Origin of the sequence: Streptomyces lasalocidi (assembly GCF_005280215.1) — a bacterium.
GTDB lineage: Bacteria > Actinomycetota > Actinomycetes > Streptomycetales > Streptomycetaceae > Streptomyces > Streptomyces longwoodensis.
Window position 1 is genome coordinate 5,829,617 of sequence record NZ_SZNQ01000001.1, and the last position, 19,653, is coordinate 5,849,269.

Annotated in this window: 14 protein-coding genes and 2 pseudogenes; 3 read left to right on the plus strand and 13 right to left on the minus strand. The window is 73.8% G+C overall.

The window, feature by feature from the left end:
• Positions 1–294: 294 nt before the first annotated feature.
• The 3 genes and pseudogenes from E4U91_RS26295 to E4U91_RS26305 form a co-directional block, all read left to right on the plus strand.
• Positions 295–2,127: pseudogene (locus E4U91_RS26295) on the plus strand (M4 family metallopeptidase); the annotation flags it as partial.
• Positions 2,128–2,858: 731 nt separating this feature from the next.
• Positions 2,859–4,472, plus strand: a pseudogene (locus tag E4U91_RS26300) (M28 family metallopeptidase); the annotation flags it as partial.
• Positions 4,473–4,561: 89 nt separating this feature from the next.
• A complete protein-coding gene (locus tag E4U91_RS26305) occupies positions 4,562–5,269 on the plus strand; it encodes a phosphatase PAP2 family protein (protein ID WP_137309108.1) in 708 nt (235 codons plus the stop codon).
• Positions 5,270–5,276: 7 nt separating this feature from the next.
• On the opposite strand, the gene E4U91_RS26310 is transcribed toward E4U91_RS26305, so the two are convergent.
• From E4U91_RS26310 to E4U91_RS26370, 13 genes are read right to left on the minus strand one after another with little or no spacing between them, the layout of a single operon-like run.
• On the minus strand, positions 5,277–6,602 hold the full coding sequence (locus E4U91_RS26310; RefSeq protein WP_137309109.1) for a glutamate-1-semialdehyde 2,1-aminomutase: 1,326 nt from the start codon (positions 6,600–6,602) through the stop codon (positions 5,277–5,279).
• A 7-nt stretch (positions 6,603–6,609) separates the two neighbouring features.
• Positions 6,610–7,164 carry a dTDP-4-dehydrorhamnose 3,5-epimerase gene (gene rfbC / locus E4U91_RS26315; RefSeq protein ID WP_137309110.1) on the minus strand — a complete coding sequence of 185 codons (555 nt, stop codon included), beginning with the start codon at positions 7,162–7,164 and terminating at the stop codon, positions 6,610–6,612.
• Complete coding sequence (locus E4U91_RS26320; RefSeq protein ID WP_137309111.1) at positions 7,161–8,381, minus strand: polysaccharide pyruvyl transferase family protein; 1,221 nt, start codon at positions 8,379–8,381, stop codon at positions 7,161–7,163. The genes rfbC and E4U91_RS26320 overlap by 4 nt, the downstream gene beginning before the upstream one ends.
• Complete coding sequence (locus tag E4U91_RS26325) at positions 8,378–9,322, minus strand: glycosyltransferase family 2 protein (protein ID WP_137309112.1); 945 nt, start codon at positions 9,320–9,322, stop codon at positions 8,378–8,380. The genes E4U91_RS26320 and E4U91_RS26325 overlap by 4 nt, the downstream gene beginning before the upstream one ends.
• A complete protein-coding gene (locus E4U91_RS26330) occupies positions 9,319–10,629 on the minus strand; it encodes an MATE family efflux transporter (RefSeq protein WP_137309113.1) in 1,311 nt (436 codons plus the stop codon). Before E4U91_RS26330 ends, E4U91_RS26325 begins: the two co-directional genes overlap by 4 nt.
• A 5-nt stretch (positions 10,630–10,634) precedes the next feature.
• Entirely contained in the window at positions 10,635–11,918 is a 1,284-nt protein-coding gene (locus tag E4U91_RS26335; protein WP_137309114.1) for a DUF4910 domain-containing protein, read from the minus strand.
• The gene (locus E4U91_RS26340; RefSeq protein ID WP_137309115.1) at positions 11,906–12,931 is read right to left on the minus strand and encodes an NAD-dependent epimerase/dehydratase family protein; all 1,026 of its coding nucleotides are present in this window, start codon (positions 12,929–12,931) and stop codon (positions 11,906–11,908) included. Before E4U91_RS26340 ends, E4U91_RS26335 begins: the two co-directional genes overlap by 13 nt.
• Before the next feature lie 3 nt (positions 12,932–12,934).
• Positions 12,935–13,582 (minus strand): PIG-L deacetylase family protein, encoded by a 648-nt coding sequence (locus E4U91_RS26345; protein ID WP_137309116.1) that lies wholly within the window; start codon positions 13,580–13,582, stop codon positions 12,935–12,937.
• A complete protein-coding gene (locus E4U91_RS26350; RefSeq protein ID WP_137309117.1) occupies positions 13,579–14,388 on the minus strand; it encodes a sugar phosphate nucleotidyltransferase in 810 nt (269 codons plus the stop codon). The genes E4U91_RS26345 and E4U91_RS26350 overlap by 4 nt, the downstream gene beginning before the upstream one ends.
• Positions 14,385–15,620: a class I SAM-dependent methyltransferase gene (locus E4U91_RS26355; protein WP_137309118.1), complete on the minus strand. Its 1,236-nt coding sequence runs from the start codon at positions 15,618–15,620 to the stop codon at positions 14,385–14,387. The genes E4U91_RS26350 and E4U91_RS26355 overlap by 4 nt, the downstream gene beginning before the upstream one ends.
• Positions 15,617–16,858, minus strand: coding sequence for a glycosyltransferase (locus E4U91_RS26360; protein WP_137309119.1), 1,242 nt, complete (start codon positions 16,856–16,858; stop codon positions 15,617–15,619). Before E4U91_RS26360 ends, E4U91_RS26355 begins: the two co-directional genes overlap by 4 nt.
• Before the next feature lie 2 nt (positions 16,859–16,860).
• Positions 16,861–18,117: an O-antigen ligase domain-containing protein gene (locus tag E4U91_RS26365; RefSeq protein WP_137309120.1), complete on the minus strand. Its 1,257-nt coding sequence runs from the start codon at positions 18,115–18,117 to the stop codon at positions 16,861–16,863.
• Position 18,118: 1 nt separating this feature from the next.
• On the minus strand, positions 18,119–19,651 hold the full coding sequence (locus tag E4U91_RS26370; RefSeq protein WP_137309121.1) for a right-handed parallel beta-helix repeat-containing protein: 1,533 nt from the start codon (positions 19,649–19,651) through the stop codon (positions 18,119–18,121).
• Positions 19,652–19,653 lie beyond the last annotated feature (2 nt).

Below are 19,653 nucleotides of genomic sequence, written 5' to 3' on the forward strand. Positions count from 1 at the left end.
ATGGCACTGGCCGGTAGCGGACGCGCCGAATTCGGACAGGACCGGCGGGGCCGGCCTGTCGCTAGTCTCTTCGCCGCCCGTCCAACTCCTCGCGTTCCGGTGCGCACTCCCCGTTCCGCGCAGCACCGGAGGCCGTCGAGGGGATGGGGGGGCAGACCTCCGAACGGTCCGGCACCTCGACTCCCTGATTGACATGCGCATGATTTACCGAGGGCCGGACCGCCCACCTGGATCACCACCCCACAAGGAGCCACGGTGCCCAGAAGACACACCCTCGTCGGCGTCGCGCTGGCGATGACCCTCGGCGCGGCGGTCATACCCGCCACCGCCTTCGCGGCGGGCGCACCCACGACCGCCGCGGCCGACCCGGCGCCCACCCCGCGCAGCCTGGCGGTGGCCGCCGCCGACAAGGCGGCCACCAGCGGATTCGACGTCCTGGCCAAGGGCCCCTCCGAGCGGTACGACCGGGGGCAGGTCACCCCCTGGGTCGGCGGGCTCTACTCGATCGCCTACCAACGCACCTACCGCGGCCTGCCGGTCGTCGGCGGCGACGCCGTGGTCCTGGCCGACGGCAAGGGCCGCGTCCGCGCCGCCTCCTCGGCCACCAAGGCGAAGATCGCGGTCGCGACCACGGCCCGGGTCAGCGCGGCGGCCGCCGAACGGACCAGCCGTGCGCAACTCCCGACCGTCCAGGAGGCGCAGGCACCCCGCCTCGTCGTCCGCGTGGCCGGCGACCGGGCGCGCCTCGCCTGGGAGACCGTGCTGACCGGCGCCACCCGGACCGCCCCGAGCCACCTGCACGTCTGGGTGGACGCCCTCACCGGCAAGGTCCTGGGCACCCAGGACGACGTGCGGGCCGGCAGCGGCACCAGCAAGTGGAACGGCCCCAGCCCGCTGTCCATCGACACCACCGCCTCCGGCGGCTCGTACTCCCTGCGCGACCCCAACCGCCCCGGGCTGACCTGCGCCGACTACAGCACGGGTTCGGTCTTCACCAAGTCCACGGACTCCTGGGGCACCGGCAACCCCACCAGCAAGGAGACCGGCTGCGTCGACGCGATGTGGGGGGCGCAGAAGGAATGGAACATGCTCCGGGACTGGCTCGGGCGCAACGGCCATGACGGCAACGGCCGCAGCTGGCCGGTCAAGGTCGGGCTGAACGACGTCAACGCCTACTGGGACGGCTCCAGCATCTCGATCGGCCACAACAACGCGAACGAGTGGATCGCCGCGATGGACGTCACGGCCCACGAGTTCGGCCACGGCATCGACCAGTACACGCCCGGCGGCGCCAACAACGAGGCGGGCCTGGGCGAGGGCACCGGCGACATCTTCGGCGCACTGACCGAGGCCTACGCCAACGAGCCCGCCCCGTACGACACTCCGGGCGACTACCTGGTCGGCGAGATGATCAACCTGGTCGGCCAGGGGCCGATCCGCAACATGTACGACCCCTCCAAGCTCGGCGACCCCAACTGCTGGTCGTCCGCCATCCCGAGCACCGAGGTGCACGCCGCCGCGGGCCCGCTGAACCACTGGTTCTACCTGCTGGCCGAGGGCTCCAACCCCGGGGGCGGCAAGCCCTCCAGCCCGACCTGCAACAGCTCCACGGTCACCGGCATCGGCATCCAGAACGCCGGCAAGGTCTTCTACGGCGGCATGCTGCTGAAGACCAGCGGCATGACCTACAAGAAGTACCGCACCGCCACGCTGACCGCGGCCAAGAACCTGGACGCCACCTGCGCCCTGTTCACCAGGACCAAGGCCGCCTGGGACGCGGTGAGCGTCCCCGCGCAGACCGCCGACCCCACCTGCAGCGGCACGCCCGGCCAGGACTTCTCGATGTCGGTCACCCCGGCCACGGGCAGCGTCGACCCGGGTGCCTCCGCGACCGCCACGGTCGCCACCACGACCACCAGCGGCAGCGCGCAGACGGTCGCCCTGACCGCCACCGGCGCCCCGGCGGGCGTCACGGTCTCCTTCAGCCCGGCCTCCGTCACCTCGGGCAGCAGCTCCACGATGACGGTCGCCACGACCTCGTCGGCCGTCCCGGGTACCTACACGATCACCGTCCAGGGTGACGGCGTGGCCCACCACACCGCGCAGTACACGCTGACCGTCAAGGGCGCGGGCGGCTGCACCGCCACCCAGGTCATCTCCAACGGCGGCTTCGAGAGCGGCACGTCGCCGTGGACCGGTGACACCGGCGCCATCGGCACCTTCAGCGGCCAGAGCGCCCACTCCGGCACCCGCTACGCCTGGCTCGCCGGCTACGGCTACGCCGCCACCGACACCGTCAACCAGACGGTGACCGTCCCGGCCGGCTGCACCCGGGCCACGCTGAAGTACTGGCTGCACGTCGACACCGCCGAGTCCGGCTCCACGGTGTACGACACCTTCCAGGTCAAGGTCAACGGCACGGCCAAGCAGTCGTACTCCAACGCCAACGCGGCCGGCGGCTACACCGAGCGCAGCCTCGACCTCAGCCCGTACCTCGGCCAGCAGGTGACCCTCACCTTCACCGCCACCGAGGACGCGAGCCTGCAGACCAGCTTCGTCGTCGACGACGCCACCCTCACCACGAGCTGACACCACGAGCTGACACCGCCGGGCGGGAGGAGGGGCGCCACCCACGCCCCGCCTCCCGCCCTCCGCCACCTCACGAAGGACACACGGTGTTCCGACGATCCGTCCCGACCAGCTCCACTGCGGCCGGCCGCACCCCCGCCCGCCTGACCCTGACCGGCCTCACCCTGGCCGCGACCCTGGGCCTCGCCGCGCTGCCCGCGAGCGCCGCGCCCGCCCCCGACAGCCACCGCACCGCGACGCCGTCGGCCCCCGCCGCGCTCGCCGCGGCCGCCCCCGACATCGACGTCACCAACGTCCAGGCGCACCTGACCGAGCTGAACGCCATCGCCGGCCGCAACGGCGGCACCCGCAGGTCGACCGGCCAGGGCTACCGCGACTCGGTCGCCTACGTGAAGGGCAAGCTCCAGGCGGCCGGTTACACCGTCTCGGAGCAGGCCTGCACCTCCGGCTGCACCAGCGGCGCCGGCCCCAACCTGATCGCCGAGTGGCCCAAGGGCGACGCGTCGAAGGTCTACATGTTCGGCTCCCACCTGGACAGCGTCGCCGCCGGGCCGGGCATCAACGACAACGGCTCCGGCAGCGCGACCCTCCTGGAAGTCGCCCTGAAACTCGCCCAGACCAACCCCACGATGGCCGCCCGCGTCCGCTTCGGCTGGTGGACGGACGAGGAGCAGGGCCTCAACGGCTCCGACTTCTACGCCCGTTCGCTGACCACCGCGCAGCGCTCGGCGATCAAGGCGTACTACAACTTCGACATGGTCGCCTCACGCAACGGCGGCTACTTCATCAACCACATCACCTCGGCGGCCGCCGCGCCGATGAAGGCGTACTGGGACTCGCTGAACCTCCAGCCCGAGGAGAACGTCGAGGGCGCGGGCCGCTCCGACGACTACTCCTTCGAGAACTACGGCATCCCCACCTCCGGTTACGCGATGGGGGCGAGCGCCCGCAAGACCTCGGCGCAGGCCGCCAAGTGGGGCGGCACGGCGGGCGCGGCGTACGACAGCTGCTACCACTCCTCCTGCGACACCACCGCCAACATCAACGCCACCGGCCTGGACCGCAGCGCCGACGGGGTCGCCTACACGCTGTGGACGCAGGCGGTCTCGACGACCGTCCCCGCGAACGACTTCTCCCTCGCGGTGAGCCCCGCCTCCGGCAGCACCGCGCCGGGCACCTCCCTGACCACCACCGTGTCCACCGCCACCACCAACGGCTCCGCGCAGACGGTGAACCTGTCGGCCTCGGGCGCACCGTCGGGCGTCACGGTCTCCTTCAGCCCGGCCTCGGTGACCTCAGGCGCCTCCGCCACGGCGACGGTCACCGTCGGCTCCGCGGTGCCGCCCGGCACGTACACCCTCACGGTCACCGGCACCGGCACCACCACCCACACCGCGCCGTTCACGCTGACGGTCACCGGTGCGGGCGGCTGCACGGCGACGCAGGTGATCGCCAACGGCGGCTTCGAGAGCGGCGCCTCGCCCTGGACCGGTGACACCGGCTCCATCGGCACCTTCAGCGGCCAGAGCGCGCACTCCGGCACCCGGTACGCGTGGCTGGCCGGCTACGGCTACGCGGCCACCGACGCCCTCACCCAGACGGTGACGGTCCCGGCCGGCTGCACCACGGCCACGCTGAAGTACTGGCTGCACATCGACACCGCCGAGTCGGGCTCCACGGCCTACGACACCTTCCAGGTCAAGGTCGACGGGACCGCGAAGCAGTCGTACTCCAACGCGAACGCGGCCGCGGGCTACACGCAGCGGAGCCTGGACCTCACCCCGTACATCGGCCGGCAGGTCACGCTGACCTTCACGGCCACCGAGGACGCCAGCCTGCAGACCAGCTTCGTCGTCGACGACGCCACCCTGACGACCGGCTGAGCCGGCGGCGGGGCTGCCACCGGTCCGCCCGTTGGCTAGGGTGGCCGGTGGCTCCCGTCCGGGGCCGGGGGTGAACAGGGGAGGGCTCCATGGGGGGAGCGACCACCAGGACGGCACCAGGGGCGCGCGAGGGGTCCGACCCCGTGCTGCCGCCCCCGCTGCGGCCGCTCCTCGGGACCGTCGCCGTGCTCGCCGCCCTCGTGGTCGCCGTGCTCGGGGTGATGTACGCCGGACACGGCGCACCCGGGCGGGTGGACCGGTGGTTCGTCGACCCGACCGCGGACAGCGTGCGGCCGCCCTGGCGCTACCCCGCCCGGGTCCTGGACTTCCTGGGGGAGCCGGTCGGCTCCGTGCTGCTGGTCGGGGCGCTCGTGGCCGGATGCCTGCTGCTGCGGCGGCCCCGCGGGGCGCTGCTCGTCGTCGCCGCCGCGTGCGCGGCCGTGGGGACGGCCACCGTGCTCAAGCACGTGGTGGGCCGCACCATCCACGGCCCCGGCAACCTCTCCTACCCGAGCGGGCACACCGCCTTCGCCACCGCGCTGGCCCTCGCGGTGGCGCTGGTCGTGACCGGCCGGCGCCGCCCGGGCCGGGCGGCCGGCTCGGCCCTCGTGCTGGGCGCGTCCCTGGTGGCCGGGGCCGCGATGGGCTGGGCCCAGGTCGCCCTGGGCGCTCACTACCCGACGGACGCCCTCGGCGGCTGGTGCACCGCGCTGGCGGTGACACCAGCCGCCGCCCGCCTGGTCGACCGCCTCGTCGACCGGCCGGCCGACCGCCCGCCCGGCCGGCGGCCCGGCTGACGGCGCCTCAGGCCCGGCGGCGGAACACCGGTTTCACCGGGCGGCCCCCCAGCCAGGGCGTCGGGTCGCCGGCGTCCAGCGCCTTGCGGTACACCGCGCACGCCTGGGCCACCGCGTCCACCGTGTGCTCGATGTCCGCCTCGTCGAGCGCGCTGCTCACCACGAACGACGGCGCCAGTACCCCGCCCGCGAGGAGGCCGCGCAGGAACAGCGTGCGGTACTCCTGCGAGGGGCGGCCCCGTTCGTCGAGGGTGGCGAAGACCAGGTTGCTGGCCCGGCCCCGCACGACGACGTGGTCGCCGACGCCCATCGCGGAAGCGGCCTCGCGGACCCCGGCGGCCAGCCGCTCGCCGAGCGCGTGCAGACGGGCCGTGACGCCTTCCTCGACGTAGGTCCGGAGCACGGCCGTCGCCGCCGCCAGGGAGTGGGTCTCCGCGCCGTGCGTGGTGGACAGCAGGAACACCCGCTCCTCGGCGTGCCGCAGCCCGCCCCGCTCCATCAGCTCGCGGCGCCCGGCCAGCGCGGAGACGGCGAAGCCGTTGCCGAGCGCCTTGCCGAACGTCGAGAGGTCGGGGACGACGCCGTACAGGCCCTGGGCGCCCGCCTCCGACCAGCGCAGACCGGTGATCATCTCGTCGAAGACCAGAACGCAGCCGTGCTTGTCGGCCAGGGCGCGCAGGCCCTCCAGGTACCCGGCGGGCGGCTCGGTCTGGGTGGCGGCTTCCAGGATCAGGCAGGCGACCTCGCCCTCGTACCGGGTGAGCAGCTCCTCCGTGGCGGCCAGGTCGCCGTAGGGGAAGGTCACCGTGAGCTCGTTGGTCGGGCCGGGGATGCCGGCGGACATCGGGGTGGTGCCGATGAACCAGTCGTCGACGGAGAAGAACGGCTGGTCGGCGCAGAGGGCGACCCGTGGGCGCCCGGTGACGGCACGGGCCAGGCGCACCGCGGCGGTGGTGGCGTCGGAGCCGTTCTTCGCGAACTTCACCATCTCGGCGGTCGGCACCGTGGCCAGGAAGCATTCGGCCGCCTCCAGCTCCACGACCGACGGCCGCACGAAGTTGGCGCCGCGGTCGATCTCCCGCCGCACCGCCTCCGTCACGCGCGGGTGCGCGTGGCCGAGGCTGACCGAGCGCAGGCCGGAGCCGTACTCGACGTACCGGTTGCCGTCGACGTCCCACACGTGGGCGCCGCGGCCGTGGCTGATGACCGGGGCGAGGTGCTCGGGGTACTGGTCGTCGCCCTTGGCGTAGGTGTGGGCGCCCCCGGGGATCAGGCTGTGCAGTCGTTCGTTCGCCGCCCGCGAGCGGGGCAGGTGGAACTCTCCAGTGTCCAAGCCGACTTCATCCTCTCTGGCGTTGCTTCAGGAACTCGGCGAGGCGTGGTGCCCCGCGGTCCCGCTGGGACATCGACGTGACCGGCAGCGGCCACGGGATGGCGAGCTCCGGGTCGTCGAAGGCGATCGTCACGTCCTCGGCCGGGTCGTGCGGGCGGTCGATGCGGTACGACGTGTCGGCGGTGTCGGTGAGCGCCTGGAAGCCGTGCGCGCAGCCCGCCGGGATGTACAGCGTCACCTGGGTGTCGCCGGACAGCTCGAAGGAGGCCCGGCCCAGGTAGGTGGGCGAGTCCGGCCGCAGGTCCACGACCACGTCGAAGACGGCGCCGGACGAGCAGCGCACCAGCTTGGCCTCGCCCGCGCCGGAGCGCAGGTGCAGTCCGCGCAGCACGCCCCGCACCGAGCGGGACAGGCTGTCCTGGACGAAGGCGGCCGGGTCGATGCCCACCGAGCGGACCACGTCGGCGTCGAAGGTGCGGCAGAAGAAGCCGCGTTCGTCGGCGTACGGCGTCGGCTCGAACAGGTACGCGCCGTCGATCTCCGGGACCTCGATGGCCTTCATGCGCTCTCCCGCGGGCTGGGGGTGGGGCCGGCGGCCGGGAACAGGGCCGCGGTCAGGGCGGTGAACTGGTGCTCCAGCCGCCGTGCGGCGGCGGCGTTGCGCTCGGTGAGGGTGCGGCGCAGCTCGGGGGCGTGCTTCTCCAGCGCCCGGAACTGTTCGAGCAGCCGCTCGGGGTCGAGGGCGCGCGCCGGGTGGCGGTAGGCGTCCATTCCCATGGCGGCCATGAGCGCGTCGCTCTTGGCCGCGTAGGTGACGGCGAGCGTGGGCGTCGCGGTCTTCAGGGCGCAGATCAGGTTGTGGTAGCGGATCGCCACCACGGCGTCGGCCGACGCGGTCTCGGCCATCAGGTCGGCCAGGGACGTGGTCTCGGCGGCCGTGACCAGGGGGGAGCCGACCGCGTCGAGGACGGCCGCCACCACCGTCGCGTCGCACCGGTCGCCGGTGAGCAGCCGCACCGGCCGGCCCTCCTCGACCAGCGCGCGCACGAAGCGGATCGTGCCGTCCAGGTAGCGCGCGTGGATCTCGTCGGCACGGGCGCGGTCGTCGTCGCCGCCGTGGAAGTCCATGACGCCCACGCAGACCCGGCCCGCGGCAGCCGCCGCCGGGTCGGCCGGCGGGACCGGCAGGGAGAACGCGAGGTCCGGGTGGACCTCGTCGCGCGAGGTGTCCACGCCCATCGCCCGCATCGCGTCCCGGGACGGGGCGTCGCGGTACGAGCGGTACGCAGCCAGCCGCGCCGACCAGCGCACCAGGGCCCGCGTCGACCGGTTGCCGATAGGGGCGGCGCCCACGCCGACCAGCGCGACCCGGGTGCCCAGCAGCCGGCCGCTCGCGCAGAGCAGGAACAGCGCGTACGGGAAGCCCCACGGCCGCAGCGGCAGCGTGGCCTCCAGGACGCCCATGCCCGGCACGATCACCACGTCGTGCCGGCGCACCCAGGCGGCCGTGCGGACGGCGTCCACCAGCTTGCCCAGGCCCTTGCCGACGACCGCGCCGGCCCGCGAGGCGGTCCGGTACTCGCCGCGGTACCAGTGCAGCCGGGTCGCCGGGATCCCGAACCGGGCCGTTACGGCCTCCGGCCCGCCGCACAGCGCGTCCACGGACGCCCCGGGGTGCGCGGTGCGCAGGTACCCGAGCACCGCCTCCAGCGACCCGTCGTTCCCGAGGTTGCCCGAGCCGAGCAGACCGAACACCCCGACCCGGGGCGCACGCCTCATGCCCGCCCCTCGCGGCCGGCGACGAGCGCGTCGACGGAGACGGTGACCCGGTCCGGGTCGACCGGGGCGCGGTCCTCGACCCGCTCGCCGGCGCCCGGCCGGGCCCGGCTGGTCATCCACGCGGCGAGGTGGCGGTAGCACTCCCGCCGGTCGGCCGGGGACAGCGGCGCCCGCCGCACGGCCGAGAAGAAGCCCCAGACGTACTCGGCGAGCAGCCGGGGCGTCGGGTGCAGCCGTCCGGCGCGGCGCGGGTCCAGGTTGACGCACCGCGAGCGCTTGGACGGGTTCGCCCGCTCGGCGCGGGTGGGGTGGTCGCGGCGGAAGTACAGCAGCTCCGGCACCTGGTGGAAGCGCCCGTGCAGGGTCAGTTCGGCGACGTAGGTGCGGTCGGCGTGGTGGTAGCTGTCCATCGGCTTCACCCGGCGCAGCACGTCGGTCCGGATCACGCCGTAGAAGTCGTCGCCGCCGGGCTCGAACAGCAGGCTGCGGAAGCGCTCCGGGGCGTGCGGCGAACCGGTGGCGAGCGTGTACGCGTAGGGCACCGTCACCCGGCCCTCGCCGTCGATGACCGCCTGGTCGGTGTGCGCGAGGATGACGTCCGGGTGTTCGTCCAGCGCCCGCACGCAGCGCTCCAGCAGGTCCCGGCCGTAGAGGTCGTCGTGCGAGGCCCACTTGAACAGCTCGCCGCGCGCCTCGGCGAGCACGTGGTTGTGGTTCGGGGTGGCGCCGATGTTCCGGGGCAGCCGCAGGTACCGGATGCGCGAGTCCTTCGCGGCGTACCGGCGGCAGATGTCCTCGGTCCCGTCGGTCGAGGCGTTGTCGGAGACGACCAGCTCGTAGTCCTCGTACGTCTGGCCCAGCAGGGCGTCGAACGACTCGGCGAGGTACTCCTCGCCGTTGTACACGGGCAGGCCGATGCTCAGCCTGGGGTGCGCGGTCATGGGGTCCTCACTTCGGGAACGGACAGGAGGGGGCGTTCGCGCAGGGCCGAGCGCAGCTGGAGCCACCACAGGGCCGAGCCGCCGACGGTCGCGGCGGCGACGCCCCAGGCCGAGCCGACCGTGCCGGCCGCGGCCGCCCCGCCGAGGCCGCCGCCGACGTAGGCGGCGGACGCGAACAGCTGGCAGCGCAGGCTGCGCCGGGCCGCGCCGAGCGCGCGCAGCCCGGCCGCCGCGCCGGTGCCCAGGCCGGCGCCCGCGACACCGAGGGTGATCGGCACGATGAGCCGCGAGGCGGAGGACCAGACGTCGCCGAGCGCCAGCTCGCCGAGCCGGTCCGGCACCAGCAGCAGCGCCCCGCCCCACAGCAGCGCGGCACCGGCCTGGCCGCCGCCCAGCAGCAGGCAGAACGGGCGGAGCCGGTGCGGGGCCTGGCGCAGCACCCGGGCCGCCTCCGGGACGGTGACCAGCGACAGGCCCATCAGCACGGCGAGGAAGGGGCCCATCAGGAGCTCGGCGCCCCGCACCGCGCCCACCGCGCCGACCCCGACGATCGCGCCGAGCCCGTACGCCCGCAGCTGGCTCGCGCCGCTCAGGCTGACGTTCTCGACCAGGTACCGGTAGCCCAGGTCGCGCTGCTCGCGCAGCCACCCGCGGGCCCGGGCCGGACCGGGCCGCACGCCGGACTGGAGGCAGCCGTACCCGGCGGCCACCCAGGCGGAGGCGCCCCAGGCCAGCACGAACGCGGCCACGGTGCCCACGTGGGCCGCCACCACCATGGCCGGGACGAGCGCCACGCACCACACGAGGTCGTTGACGAACGCCTTGCGGCCGGCGCCGGCCGCGAAGAACGAGAACCGCCAGGCGTCCTGCAGCAGCAGCCCCGGCAGCGTGAGGCCGAGGCACAGGAACGCGGGCCCGACCCGTCCGCCGACCGCCGGGCCGGCGGCCGCGCAGACCGCGCCGATGGCCGTGCCGACGCCCAGCGCGGTCCCCGTCGAGCGGACCACCGCCGCCCGCCAGGAGTCCTCCGGCACGCCGCTGAAGCGCACCACGAGCGGGTCGGTGGCCAGCCCGCGCGAGACGTTCAGGACCACGCCGTACGTCACCCAGGCCAGGCTGAACACGCCGAACGCGGTCACCCCCAGCGAGCGGGCCACGTACATGCCGACCACGAAGTTGCTGATGCTGGAGGCCGCCTGGTCGGCCAGGCCCCAGGACAGCCGCCCGGCGAGGGCCCGCCGGGCGCTGCGCCCGGCCGGCGCGGTCTCCCGCGCCGGCGGCGCCGTCTTCTCCCCCTCGGTGGTCATCGGTCTCACGCCTTGATCAGTCCGGCGCCGTGCAGCGCGTCGGCCGCCGCGGCGACCGTTTCGAACGGCAGCCCGGAGCGCTCGGCGACGTCCAGCAGGCCGTGCTCGCCGTCGGAGAGGCTGAGCACCCAGAGCATGGCCATCTGGGCCTCCTTCGCGTCGCTGCGGCCGCCGAGCGCGTCGTACAGCCCGCGCCGGCCCAGCTGGGGTTCGCCGTAGGGGCTGAGGTTGACGTACGCCCGGTCGCGGTCCAGCACGGCGAACGCCTCCCGGCACACGGCGAGCGTGTCCGCCATCGCCCCGGGCGAGACGAAGCCCAGGTCGTCCGCCGAGGTGTGGTACTCGGGGTACCCGGCGTACGGGGTCCGGCTGAGCGAGCCCACCCCGAGGTCGAACCCGGGGGAGCAGAACTGGCGCTCGTCGTAGCCGTACGGGGTGAACCCGGTGACGCGGTGCGGGCGTCCGGACGCCTCGAGCACGTGCCGCATCACCCGGTCGATCCCCGCGTCCCCGCGCCGGCTCCGCTTGTACGTCAGCTGCCCCGAGTCGCCCGCGCAGGCCAGCACCAGACCGTGCCTGACCCGCTCCACCCGCTCCGCGTTGCGGGCCAGCCAGGTGATCGCGCCGATGGTGCCGGGCGCGAAGAGGAACCGGTACGTGTAGTACGGCGTGCCCTCCGCCAGCGCCCGGGCCAGGAACGTCGCCACCGCGATGCCGGCCAGGTTGTCGTTGGCCAGCGACGGGTGGCAGACGTGGCTGGAGACGATCACCTCGTCGGACACCTGGCCGGGCACCACGTGCTCGGCGTAACTGAGGTGCCCGTCGGCGAGGGTGGAGTCGATCCGCACCTCGTAGTCGCCGTCGGGCAGCGCGTCCAGGGTCTCCTGCGCCAGGCAGAAGCCCCAGTCGGGCCGGTAGTAACTCGTGCGGTACGGCACCCACTTCGGCTGCTCGGGCAGGGTGTGCAGGTGCGCGCGCAGCTCGGACAGCGGCATGGTGCGCTCCACCGGCACGCTGTAGCCGAGCACGTGCAGGCTGGACGCGGCGAAGTCGACGACCCGGCGGCCGGTGGCGTCGGCGACGTACGCGTCACGGATGTTCCACTCCTGGGGCACCGTCCAGTCGAGCACCTGGGTGCCCGTCGGGACCTCGTGCCGCTGGAGCGGGATGTACTCGCCGACGATGTCCAGGGTGGCGCGCACCCCGTCGCCGGTGATGCTCCGGCACAGCGGGTACATCCGCTCCACCAGTGCGTACATCTCCTCGCCGGTTCCGGTCACGCGCGCCACCGCAGGGTGTCGTCGACCGTGCCCGCCCCGGACGCCGCGCGCAGCACGGCCAGCCGGGTGAAGCGCTGCTCGAAGGCCTCACGGGTCAGCCCGTGCGCGCGGTAGGCGTCGGCGAGTTCGAGCGCGCCGCGCTTGACGGTCCACTCGCAGTCGAAGCCCGGGACGGCCGCGCGGAACCGGGAGAAGTCCACCCGGTAGGACCGCGGGTCGGCGCCGTTCTCGCCGGTGATGACCACCTCGGAGCCCGGCACCGCCTCCGCGACCTGCCCGGCGATCTCGGCGACCGTCACGTTGTTGGTCTCGCTGCCGATGTTGAACGCCCGGTCGTGCACCGCCTCGCGCGGCGCGGTCAGCGCGGCCGTGAACGCCCGCGCGATGTCGGCCGCGTGCACCAGCGGGCGCCACGGGGTGCCGTCGGACAGCACCAGCACCTCGCCGGACAGCAGCGCGTGGCCCACCAGGTTGTTCAGCACGATGTCCGCGCGCAGCCGGGGCGAGAACCCGAAGGCGGTGGCGTTGCGCAGGTACACCGGGCTGAAGTCGCCGTCGGCCAGCTCGTGCAGGTCGTCCTCGACGCGCACCTTGGACTCCGCGTACGGCGTCACCGGGCGCAACGGGGCGTCCTCCGCCACCAGTTCGTCGCCGCCGGCGGCGCCGTACACCGAGCAGGTCGACGCGTACAGGAAGCGGCCCACCCCGGCGTCGCGGGCCAGCCGGGCCAGCCGTACCGACGCGTGGTGGTTGATGTCGTAGGTGAGGTCGGGCGCCAGCGCGCCCAGCGGGTCGTTGGACAGCGCCGCCAGGTGGATCACCGCGTCCACCCCCGCCACGTGCTCGGCGGTGACGTCGCGCAGGTCCACCCGGTGCCCGGGCGGGTCGGCGGGCCGCGGGCCCAGCACGCAGTCGGCGAACAGGCCGGCGTCCAGGCCGACGACCTCGTGCCCGGCGGCCGCGAGGACCGGGGCCATCACGGTCCCCAGGTAGCCCTGGTGTCCGGTCAGGAGTACGCGCATGGTTCAACCCCCCAGGTTGAGCGTGAGTTTGGTGACGGCGAACGCCTCGGCGTAGCGCGCGTGGCATTCGATGCCGCGGATCCGTGCCAGCCCGAGGAAGGCCTCCCGGTCGTACCAGGGCCGGCCCCGCTGCGAGGGGTAGTGCTCCTGGAGCAGGCGCACCTTGTCCTCGGCGGTCTCGGGCGACAGCGGCTGGTAGGCCGTCGGACGGCCGAGGTCGCCGTCCCACTTGACGATCTCGTAGCCGAGGACCAGGTGGTCGCGGAAGGCGGTGGGCACCAACTGGGCCAGGTGGCGGTGGTCCTGGTGGGCGTCGTCGGTGCGCGGGGCCAGGATCAGGTCCGGGTCGCCCTGCCCGCGCAGCTCCTCGACGGCGGCCTTGGCCTCGTCCCAGTGCACCGGGACCCGCCCGTCGGGCAGCTTGAGCACGGTCAGCCGCAGGTCGGCGCCCGGGCAGAAGGCGGCCAGCGCGGCCCGCTCCTCCTCCTCGCGTTCCCCGCCGCCGCCGGTCAGCACCAGCGCGTCCACCCGCAGGCCCGGCCGGGCCCGGCAGAGCGTCAGCAGGGTGCCGCCGGCGCCGATGGCGATGTCGTCGCAGTGCGCGCCCACCGCGACCACCCGGTCGACGCGCCCCGCGCCGAGCCGGATCACGCGGTCCTCACGGCGGCACGCCGGCCCTCGTCGTCCTGCTCCCACACGGCCCACGGGCGCTCGCCCCGGGTGTACGCCTCGTCGAGCGCGGCGCGTTCCTTCACCGTGTCGGTCGGCTTCCAGAAGCCGCGGTGCTGGTGGGCCACCAGCCGCCCCTGCTTGGCGAGCTGTGCGCAGCCGTCGGCGACCAGGTCCCCGCCCTCGGGGATGTGGTCGAAGACCTCCTGGCGCAGCACGAAGTAGCCGCCGTTCTCCCACAGCGGCAGTTCGCTCACCGGGGTGATCCCGCCGACCAGGCCGTCCTCGCCCAGCTCCACGCAGTGGAACGACGACTGCGGCGGCACCACCATCATCGACGCGCCCGCGTCGCGCCGGGAGAACCGGTCGATCATCTCCGGCAGCGGGGCGTCGGTGAGCACGTCGGCGTAGTTGGCGAGGAACATCTCGTCGCCGTCCAGGTAGGGCCGCACCCGGCGCAGCCGCTCGCCGATCGGCGACTCGACGCCGGTCTGCACGAACGTGATCGTCCAGGAGGCGATGTCGGTGGACAGCAGCTCCGTGCGCCCGCCGCGCAGCACGAAGTCGTTGGACGTCGTCTCCTCGTAGTTGAGGAAGAAGTCCTTGATGTGGTGGGCGCCGTAGCCGAGGCACAGGATGAACTCGGTGTGCCCGAAGTGCGCGTAGTAGCGCATCACGTGCCAGATCAGCGGGCGCGGACCGACCATCGCCATCGGCTTGGGCACGTCGTCGGCGGACCCGTTGCGCATCCGCATCCCGTAACCGCCGCAGAACAGCACGACCTTCATGACGTCACCTCGACAATGCTCAGTTCCGGGATGGGGAAGACGAGCCGGCCGCCCCACTCGTGCACGTACGACAGCTGCTCGACCAGCTCGGCCCGCAGGTTCCACGGCAGCACCAGCACGTAGTCGGGCCTGTCGACGGCGATCTGCTCGGGCGGCAGGACCGGGATGCGGGTGCCGGGGGTGAACCGGCCGTGCTTGTACGGGTTGCGGTCGACCGTGTACGGCAGCAGGTCGGGCCGGATGCCGCAGTGGTTGAGCAGGGTGTTGCCCTTGCCGGGGGCGCCGTAGCCGACCACCGTCTCGCCGCGCTCGGCCGCCTCGATGAGGAACTTCAGCAGGTCGCGGCGCACCTTGGCCACCCGGGCGGAGAACTCCGTGTACCCGGACAGCTCCTGGAGCCCGGCGGCCTTCTCCCGGGCCAGCACGTCGGCCACCCGGTCGCTGGGCTCGCCGGCCACCTCCTCGGGGCGGGCCCACAGCCGGATCGAGCCGCCGTGCGTGGGCACCAGCTCGACGTCCACGAGGGCCAGTCCGCCGCTCGCCAGGGCCCGGATCGCGGCCGCGACCGTGTAGTACTGGAAGTGCTCGTGGTAGATCGTGTCGTACTGGTTCTCCTCGATCAGCGTCAGCAGGTGCTGCACCTCGATCGAGACCCAGCCGTCGTCGGCGACCAGGGCGCGCAGGCCCCGGGTGAAGCCGATGACGTCGGGGATGTGCGCGTACACGTTGTTGGCGACGACCAGGTCCGCCGGGCCGTGCTCGGCGCGCACCCCGGCGCCCGTGTCCGGGTCGAGGAACGCGGTGAGCGTGGGCACGCCCGCCTCGCGCGCCGCGGCCCCGACGTTCACCGACGGCTCGACGCCCAGGCAGCGGATCCCCCGGTCCACCACGTGCTGGAGCAGGTACCCGTCGTTGCTCGCGACCTCCACCACGAACGCGTCGGGACCGAGGCCCAGCCGGCCGACCGCGCCGTCGACGAAGGCCCGCGCGTGCTCCACCCACGACGTCGAGTACGAGGAGAAGTACGCGTACTCCTGGAACGTCTCCTCCGGTGTGATCAGCGGCGGGATCTGCGCCAGCCAGCAGTCGGTGCACACCCGCAGGTGCAGCGGGTACGCCGGCTCCGGCCGGTCGAGCTGGTCCGCGGCGAGGAAACTCTCGCACGGTGGTGTGGCGCCGAGGTCGACGACGCTCGCCATCGCCTCCGAGCCGCACAGTCGGCATCGTGTCATCTGCTGTCCCCATCCCCCCTGCCCGCGCGGGAGTCCCCGCCGCGAGCCAGTGCCGACCGCCCCGCGATCGCGGTGCGGTACTCCTCCAGCAGGCGCTCCAGCCCGACGGCCGGGCTGAAGTCCTGTTCGTACCGGCGCCGGGCCGCCCGCCCCATCTCCCGGCCCCCGTCCGGCGCCGCCGTGATCCGGCGCAGACGGGACGCGAGCGACGCGGCGTCGTTCGGCCGGTGCAGCAGGCCGGTCACCCCGTCCTCGACGAGTTCGACGAAGGCGCCGTGTCCGGCGGCCACGGTCGGCACACCGGCCGCCATCGCCTCCACGACCACCAGCCCGAACGCCTCCAGCCAGGTCGACGGCGCCACCACGGCCACCGACCGGGCGATCGCCTCCCGGCACTGCGCGGTGTCGTACAGGCCGACGTAGCGCACGTCGTCCCGGCCGGCCGCCCAGTCGGTCACCTCCGGCTCCAGCGGGCCCGTCCCGGCGATCACCAGCGGCACGCCCACCCCGCCGTCGGCGGCGAGCGCGTCCCACGCGGCCATCAGCAGCCGTACGCCCTTGGCCTCCGCGAGCCGCCCCAGGAACAGCAGGTGCTCGCCGGGCCCGGTGCGCACGGTGCCCGGGTCGGGCACGAAGTTGTGCTTCACAGCGAGCCGTCCGGCCGGCATCCCGGCGCGGACCAGGACGTCGCGCTGGGCGGCCGAGATGCACAGGAACCGCTCCACGCCGGACCACCACCGCCGCCGGTTGGCCGACAGGCTGACCGCGAGCGGCACGGTCGCCAGGCGGGAGCCGCGGTAGCAGCCGTGCCGCACGGCGGGCAGCGGCGTGCCCCCGACGCACTCGGCGCACGGCCGCCCGTCCCGCTGGAGGGTGCCGGGCGGGCAGACCTGGGTGTAGTTGTGCAGCGTCGCCACGGCGGGCACGCCCGCGTCGGCGCAGGCGGCCAGCACCGCGGGCGACAGCAGCGGGAAGACGTTGTGGACGTGCACCACGTCGGGCCGCTCGGCGCGCAGCCGGGCGGCGAGCTCCGTGCGCACCCCGGGGTTCCACGGCACCAGCAGCGGCACCGCGACCTTGCCCGGCAGCGACCGGGCGGCGATGTCGTCGCTGCGCCGCTCGAACACCCCGACCCGGTGGCCGCCCTCGCGCAGCAGGGCCACCTCCTGGTCGACGACCTTGTTCTCGCCGCTCGGCTGCGCCGAGCCGTAGCGGTTGTGCACCACGAGGACGTGCATGGTCAGGACACTTCCGTTCTCCGGGCCCACCCCGGGACGCGTCGTCGGGGGACCCCGGGCGCCGGCGGCGGACCGGCCGGGACGGGCGTCGCCAGCAGCGAGGCGGCCACCGTGAGGTGCAGCAGGTACGGGGAGGCGTCGCCCAGCCCGGCCTCGGTGTACGACGCGATCGCGCAGTAGCTGATCAGGAAGATCGCGCAGGCCCGCGCCAGCGACGGCGGCCGCAGCAGCGCCACGCCGCCCAGCACCAGGACGATCGCCGCCACCAGCCCCACGCCGAGGGCGCCCTGCTCGTTGTAGACGGCCAGCCAGCTGTTGTCGATCGGCAGGCCGCCGAACGACTTGTCGCCCAGGCCCACCCCGAACAGGTACTCCGAGGTGCTGCGGGGCGCCGACAGCAGCGCGTCCCAGACCTTGGCCCGGCCGGTCAGGCTGGTGAAGTTCTCCTTGCTCTGCCCGCGCAGGAACCACGCCTGCAGTGCGGAGCCGAGCACCACCGCGGTCACCGTGCCACCCACCACCGCCCAGGCGAAGAACCGGCGGGCGGCGGCGCTGGTCAGCACCAGCGAGCCGATGGCCAGCGCCAGCCCGATCAGCAGGCCGAGGGTGGCGGTGCGGGTGTGGGTCAGCGCGAGCAGCACCATCGACGGCACGATGACCACGGCCGCGCTGGTCCGGTCGGTCCTGCGGCCCATCAGCAGCAGCACGGTGAGCCCGATGATCACCGCCGCGTACTGGCCGATCTGCGGCGGCGTGAGCGGCCACAGCGCGCCCACCAGCCGCCCGCCGTACAGGTCGGGCAGGGCGGCGCCGGGGGACAGCACCAGGCCGGCGGCGACCGAGCCGAGCACCGCGAAGTACATCCGGACGTGGTGCCGCACGAACGTCATGTCACCGTCCCACCAGCGGCTGACCAGCCACAGCGTGCCGACGAACACGGCCAGCCGGAAGCAGCGGAACAGCGCGCCGAACCCCGACTCCAGGTGCACGCTGGAGATCACGCTCAGCGCCAGCAGCAGCGTGAGCAGCAGCAGGAAGGCGCTGGAGCGCACCCGCAGCCGCAGGTTCAGCGCGAGCGCCAGCGTGAACGCGGCGATCAGCGAGCCCATCGTCACCATCTGGATGAGCGAGCGGGGCAGCGGCACGATGGTCTTCGCCCCGGCCGAGCCGAGGGTGTTGAGGACCAGCAGTCCCCACACCACCGCCACCGGCCCCGGCGCGGCCTCCGTGCGCGTCACGTCCACCGGTGCCGTGCGCATCTCAACCACCGTCCCCGGCGCGGAAGGTGCTGCCCGCGTCCTGCTGGTAGGGAGCGCCCTGCCACTGCGCGAAGTCCAGGACCCGGCTCGGGTCGAGCGCGACGAACGTCCACGGTCCGACGTAGGTGTTGTGGTGCCAGCGGTTGTGCTGCTGGAGCGTGACCGCCCGGGCCACCCCCTCGCCCTTGTACGGCGACCAGTCCGGGTAGGTGCCGTAATTGGCCAGCACCGCCATGCGGTCGCACTTGACCGTGCAGTCGACGACCGACTTGTCCAGCACGAAGCGGTTGTCGTGGATGTCCACCCGCTGGGTCTTCCACCGGCAGTCCGCGTACAGCGGCGCCGACGCGATCCCCGGCCGGGCACAGCTGGAGGTCTTCTTCACCAGCAGCGTGCAGTCGCCGGAGGAGGTGTTGGCCGGGCTGTTGCAGAACCGGTCGGCGTTCTCCCACAGGGTGATGCCGGACCAGTTGTTCTCCAGCGTGTTCCGGTAGACGTCGATCGTGTCGGTGCGGGCCTTGACGCGGGGTTCGCCGCCCGACTCGGACAGGTAGACCGTCGCGAAGGGGAAGCTGTCGCCGCGGTCGGCGTAGTCGCGGCCCTCGACCCAGTTGTTGCGCCGGATGACGTTGTCGCGGATCACCGCGTTGTAGCTGGTCTCGTAGATCAGCGCGGCCCCGTCGTTGGCCTCCAGCACGTTGCGCTCGATGCGGAAGTCGTTGTTGTTGGTGTCGGCCCACAGCCCGGCCCCGCGGTTGTCGTGCACCCAGTTGCCGCGCACGTCGGCGCCGTCGACCGCCCAGAACTTCACGCCTCCGGTGCAGCCGCAGCCCGGCCGCTTCTTCTCCCAGTCGCCGGTGTTGTTGCCCACGATCTCGTTGCCCTCGACCAGCAGTCCGCTGATGCGGCCGCCGGACTTGTAGGCGTTCATGCCGTACTGGCCGTTGTCGCGCAGGCAGTTGGCGCGCACCCGCTGGCGTGCACCGGCCATCAGCCCGGCGCCGGAGTTGTCCCGGATCACCGAGTGCTCGATCACCCAGCCGTCGGCCGAGTCGTGGTTGACCACACCCTCGTCGTGCGGCGCGACGAACCCCCGCACGGTCAGGTACCGCAGGGTGACGTCGCGCGCGGTGCCGCCGAACGCGTACTGGTTGGTCCTCCGGCCGTCGAGCACCGCGCCCGGCGCGCCCAGGTAGGTGTCGCCCTCCTTGGGGATCACCTGGGCGTAGCGGTCGGCCTCGAGCCGGTGCGTGCCCGGGCGCAGCCAGAACGTGGTGTGCGGCGGGCTCTTGGCGGTCTTCGCCGCCAGGTCGCCCGGCACCGCGGGGTCGACGCTCACCGCGCCCGCGGGCGCCGTCGCCGGCCCGGCCCCGGGGTGCGCGCACACCCGGGCCACGGACGCCGTGGACGGCGCGGCAGCGGTCGGCTCCGGCCGCTGCGTGCTCGCCGTGCTCGTGTCACAGCCGGCCACCGCCAGCAGCACCAGCGCCGACGCCACCGCGGGCCACCCCCGGGCCCGCCCCTTGATCCCCACGC

Bases quoted from the DNA above. Each gene is read 5' to 3' on its own strand.
- E4U91_RS26305 (WP_137309108.1), top strand. From the start codon at position 4,562: ATGGGGGGAGCGACCACCAGGACGGCACCAGGGGCGCGCGAGGGGTCC.
- rfbC (WP_137309110.1), bottom strand. From the start codon at position 7,164: ATGAAGGCCATCGAGGTCCCGGAGATCGACGGCGCGTACCTGTTCGAG.
- E4U91_RS26320 (WP_137309111.1), bottom strand. From the start codon at position 8,381: ATGAGGCGTGCGCCCCGGGTCGGGGTGTTCGGTCTGCTCGGCTCGGGC.
- E4U91_RS26325 (WP_137309112.1), bottom strand. From the start codon at position 9,322: ATGACCGCGCACCCCAGGCTGAGCATCGGCCTGCCCGTGTACAACGGC.
- E4U91_RS26330 (WP_137309113.1), bottom strand. From the start codon at position 10,629: ATGACCACCGAGGGGGAGAAGACGGCGCCGCCGGCGCGGGAGACCGCG.
- E4U91_RS26340 (WP_137309115.1), bottom strand. From the start codon at position 12,931: ATGCGCGTACTCCTGACCGGACACCAGGGCTACCTGGGGACCGTGATG.
- E4U91_RS26350 (WP_137309117.1), bottom strand. From the start codon at position 14,388: ATGAAGGTCGTGCTGTTCTGCGGCGGTTACGGGATGCGGATGCGCAAC.
- E4U91_RS26355 (WP_137309118.1), bottom strand. From the start codon at position 15,620: ATGACACGATGCCGACTGTGCGGCTCGGAGGCGATGGCGAGCGTCGTC.
- E4U91_RS26360 (WP_137309119.1), bottom strand. From the start codon at position 16,858: ATGCACGTCCTCGTGGTGCACAACCGCTACGGCTCGGCGCAGCCGAGC.
- E4U91_RS26365 (WP_137309120.1), bottom strand. From the start codon at position 18,117: ATGCGCACGGCACCGGTGGACGTGACGCGCACGGAGGCCGCGCCGGGG.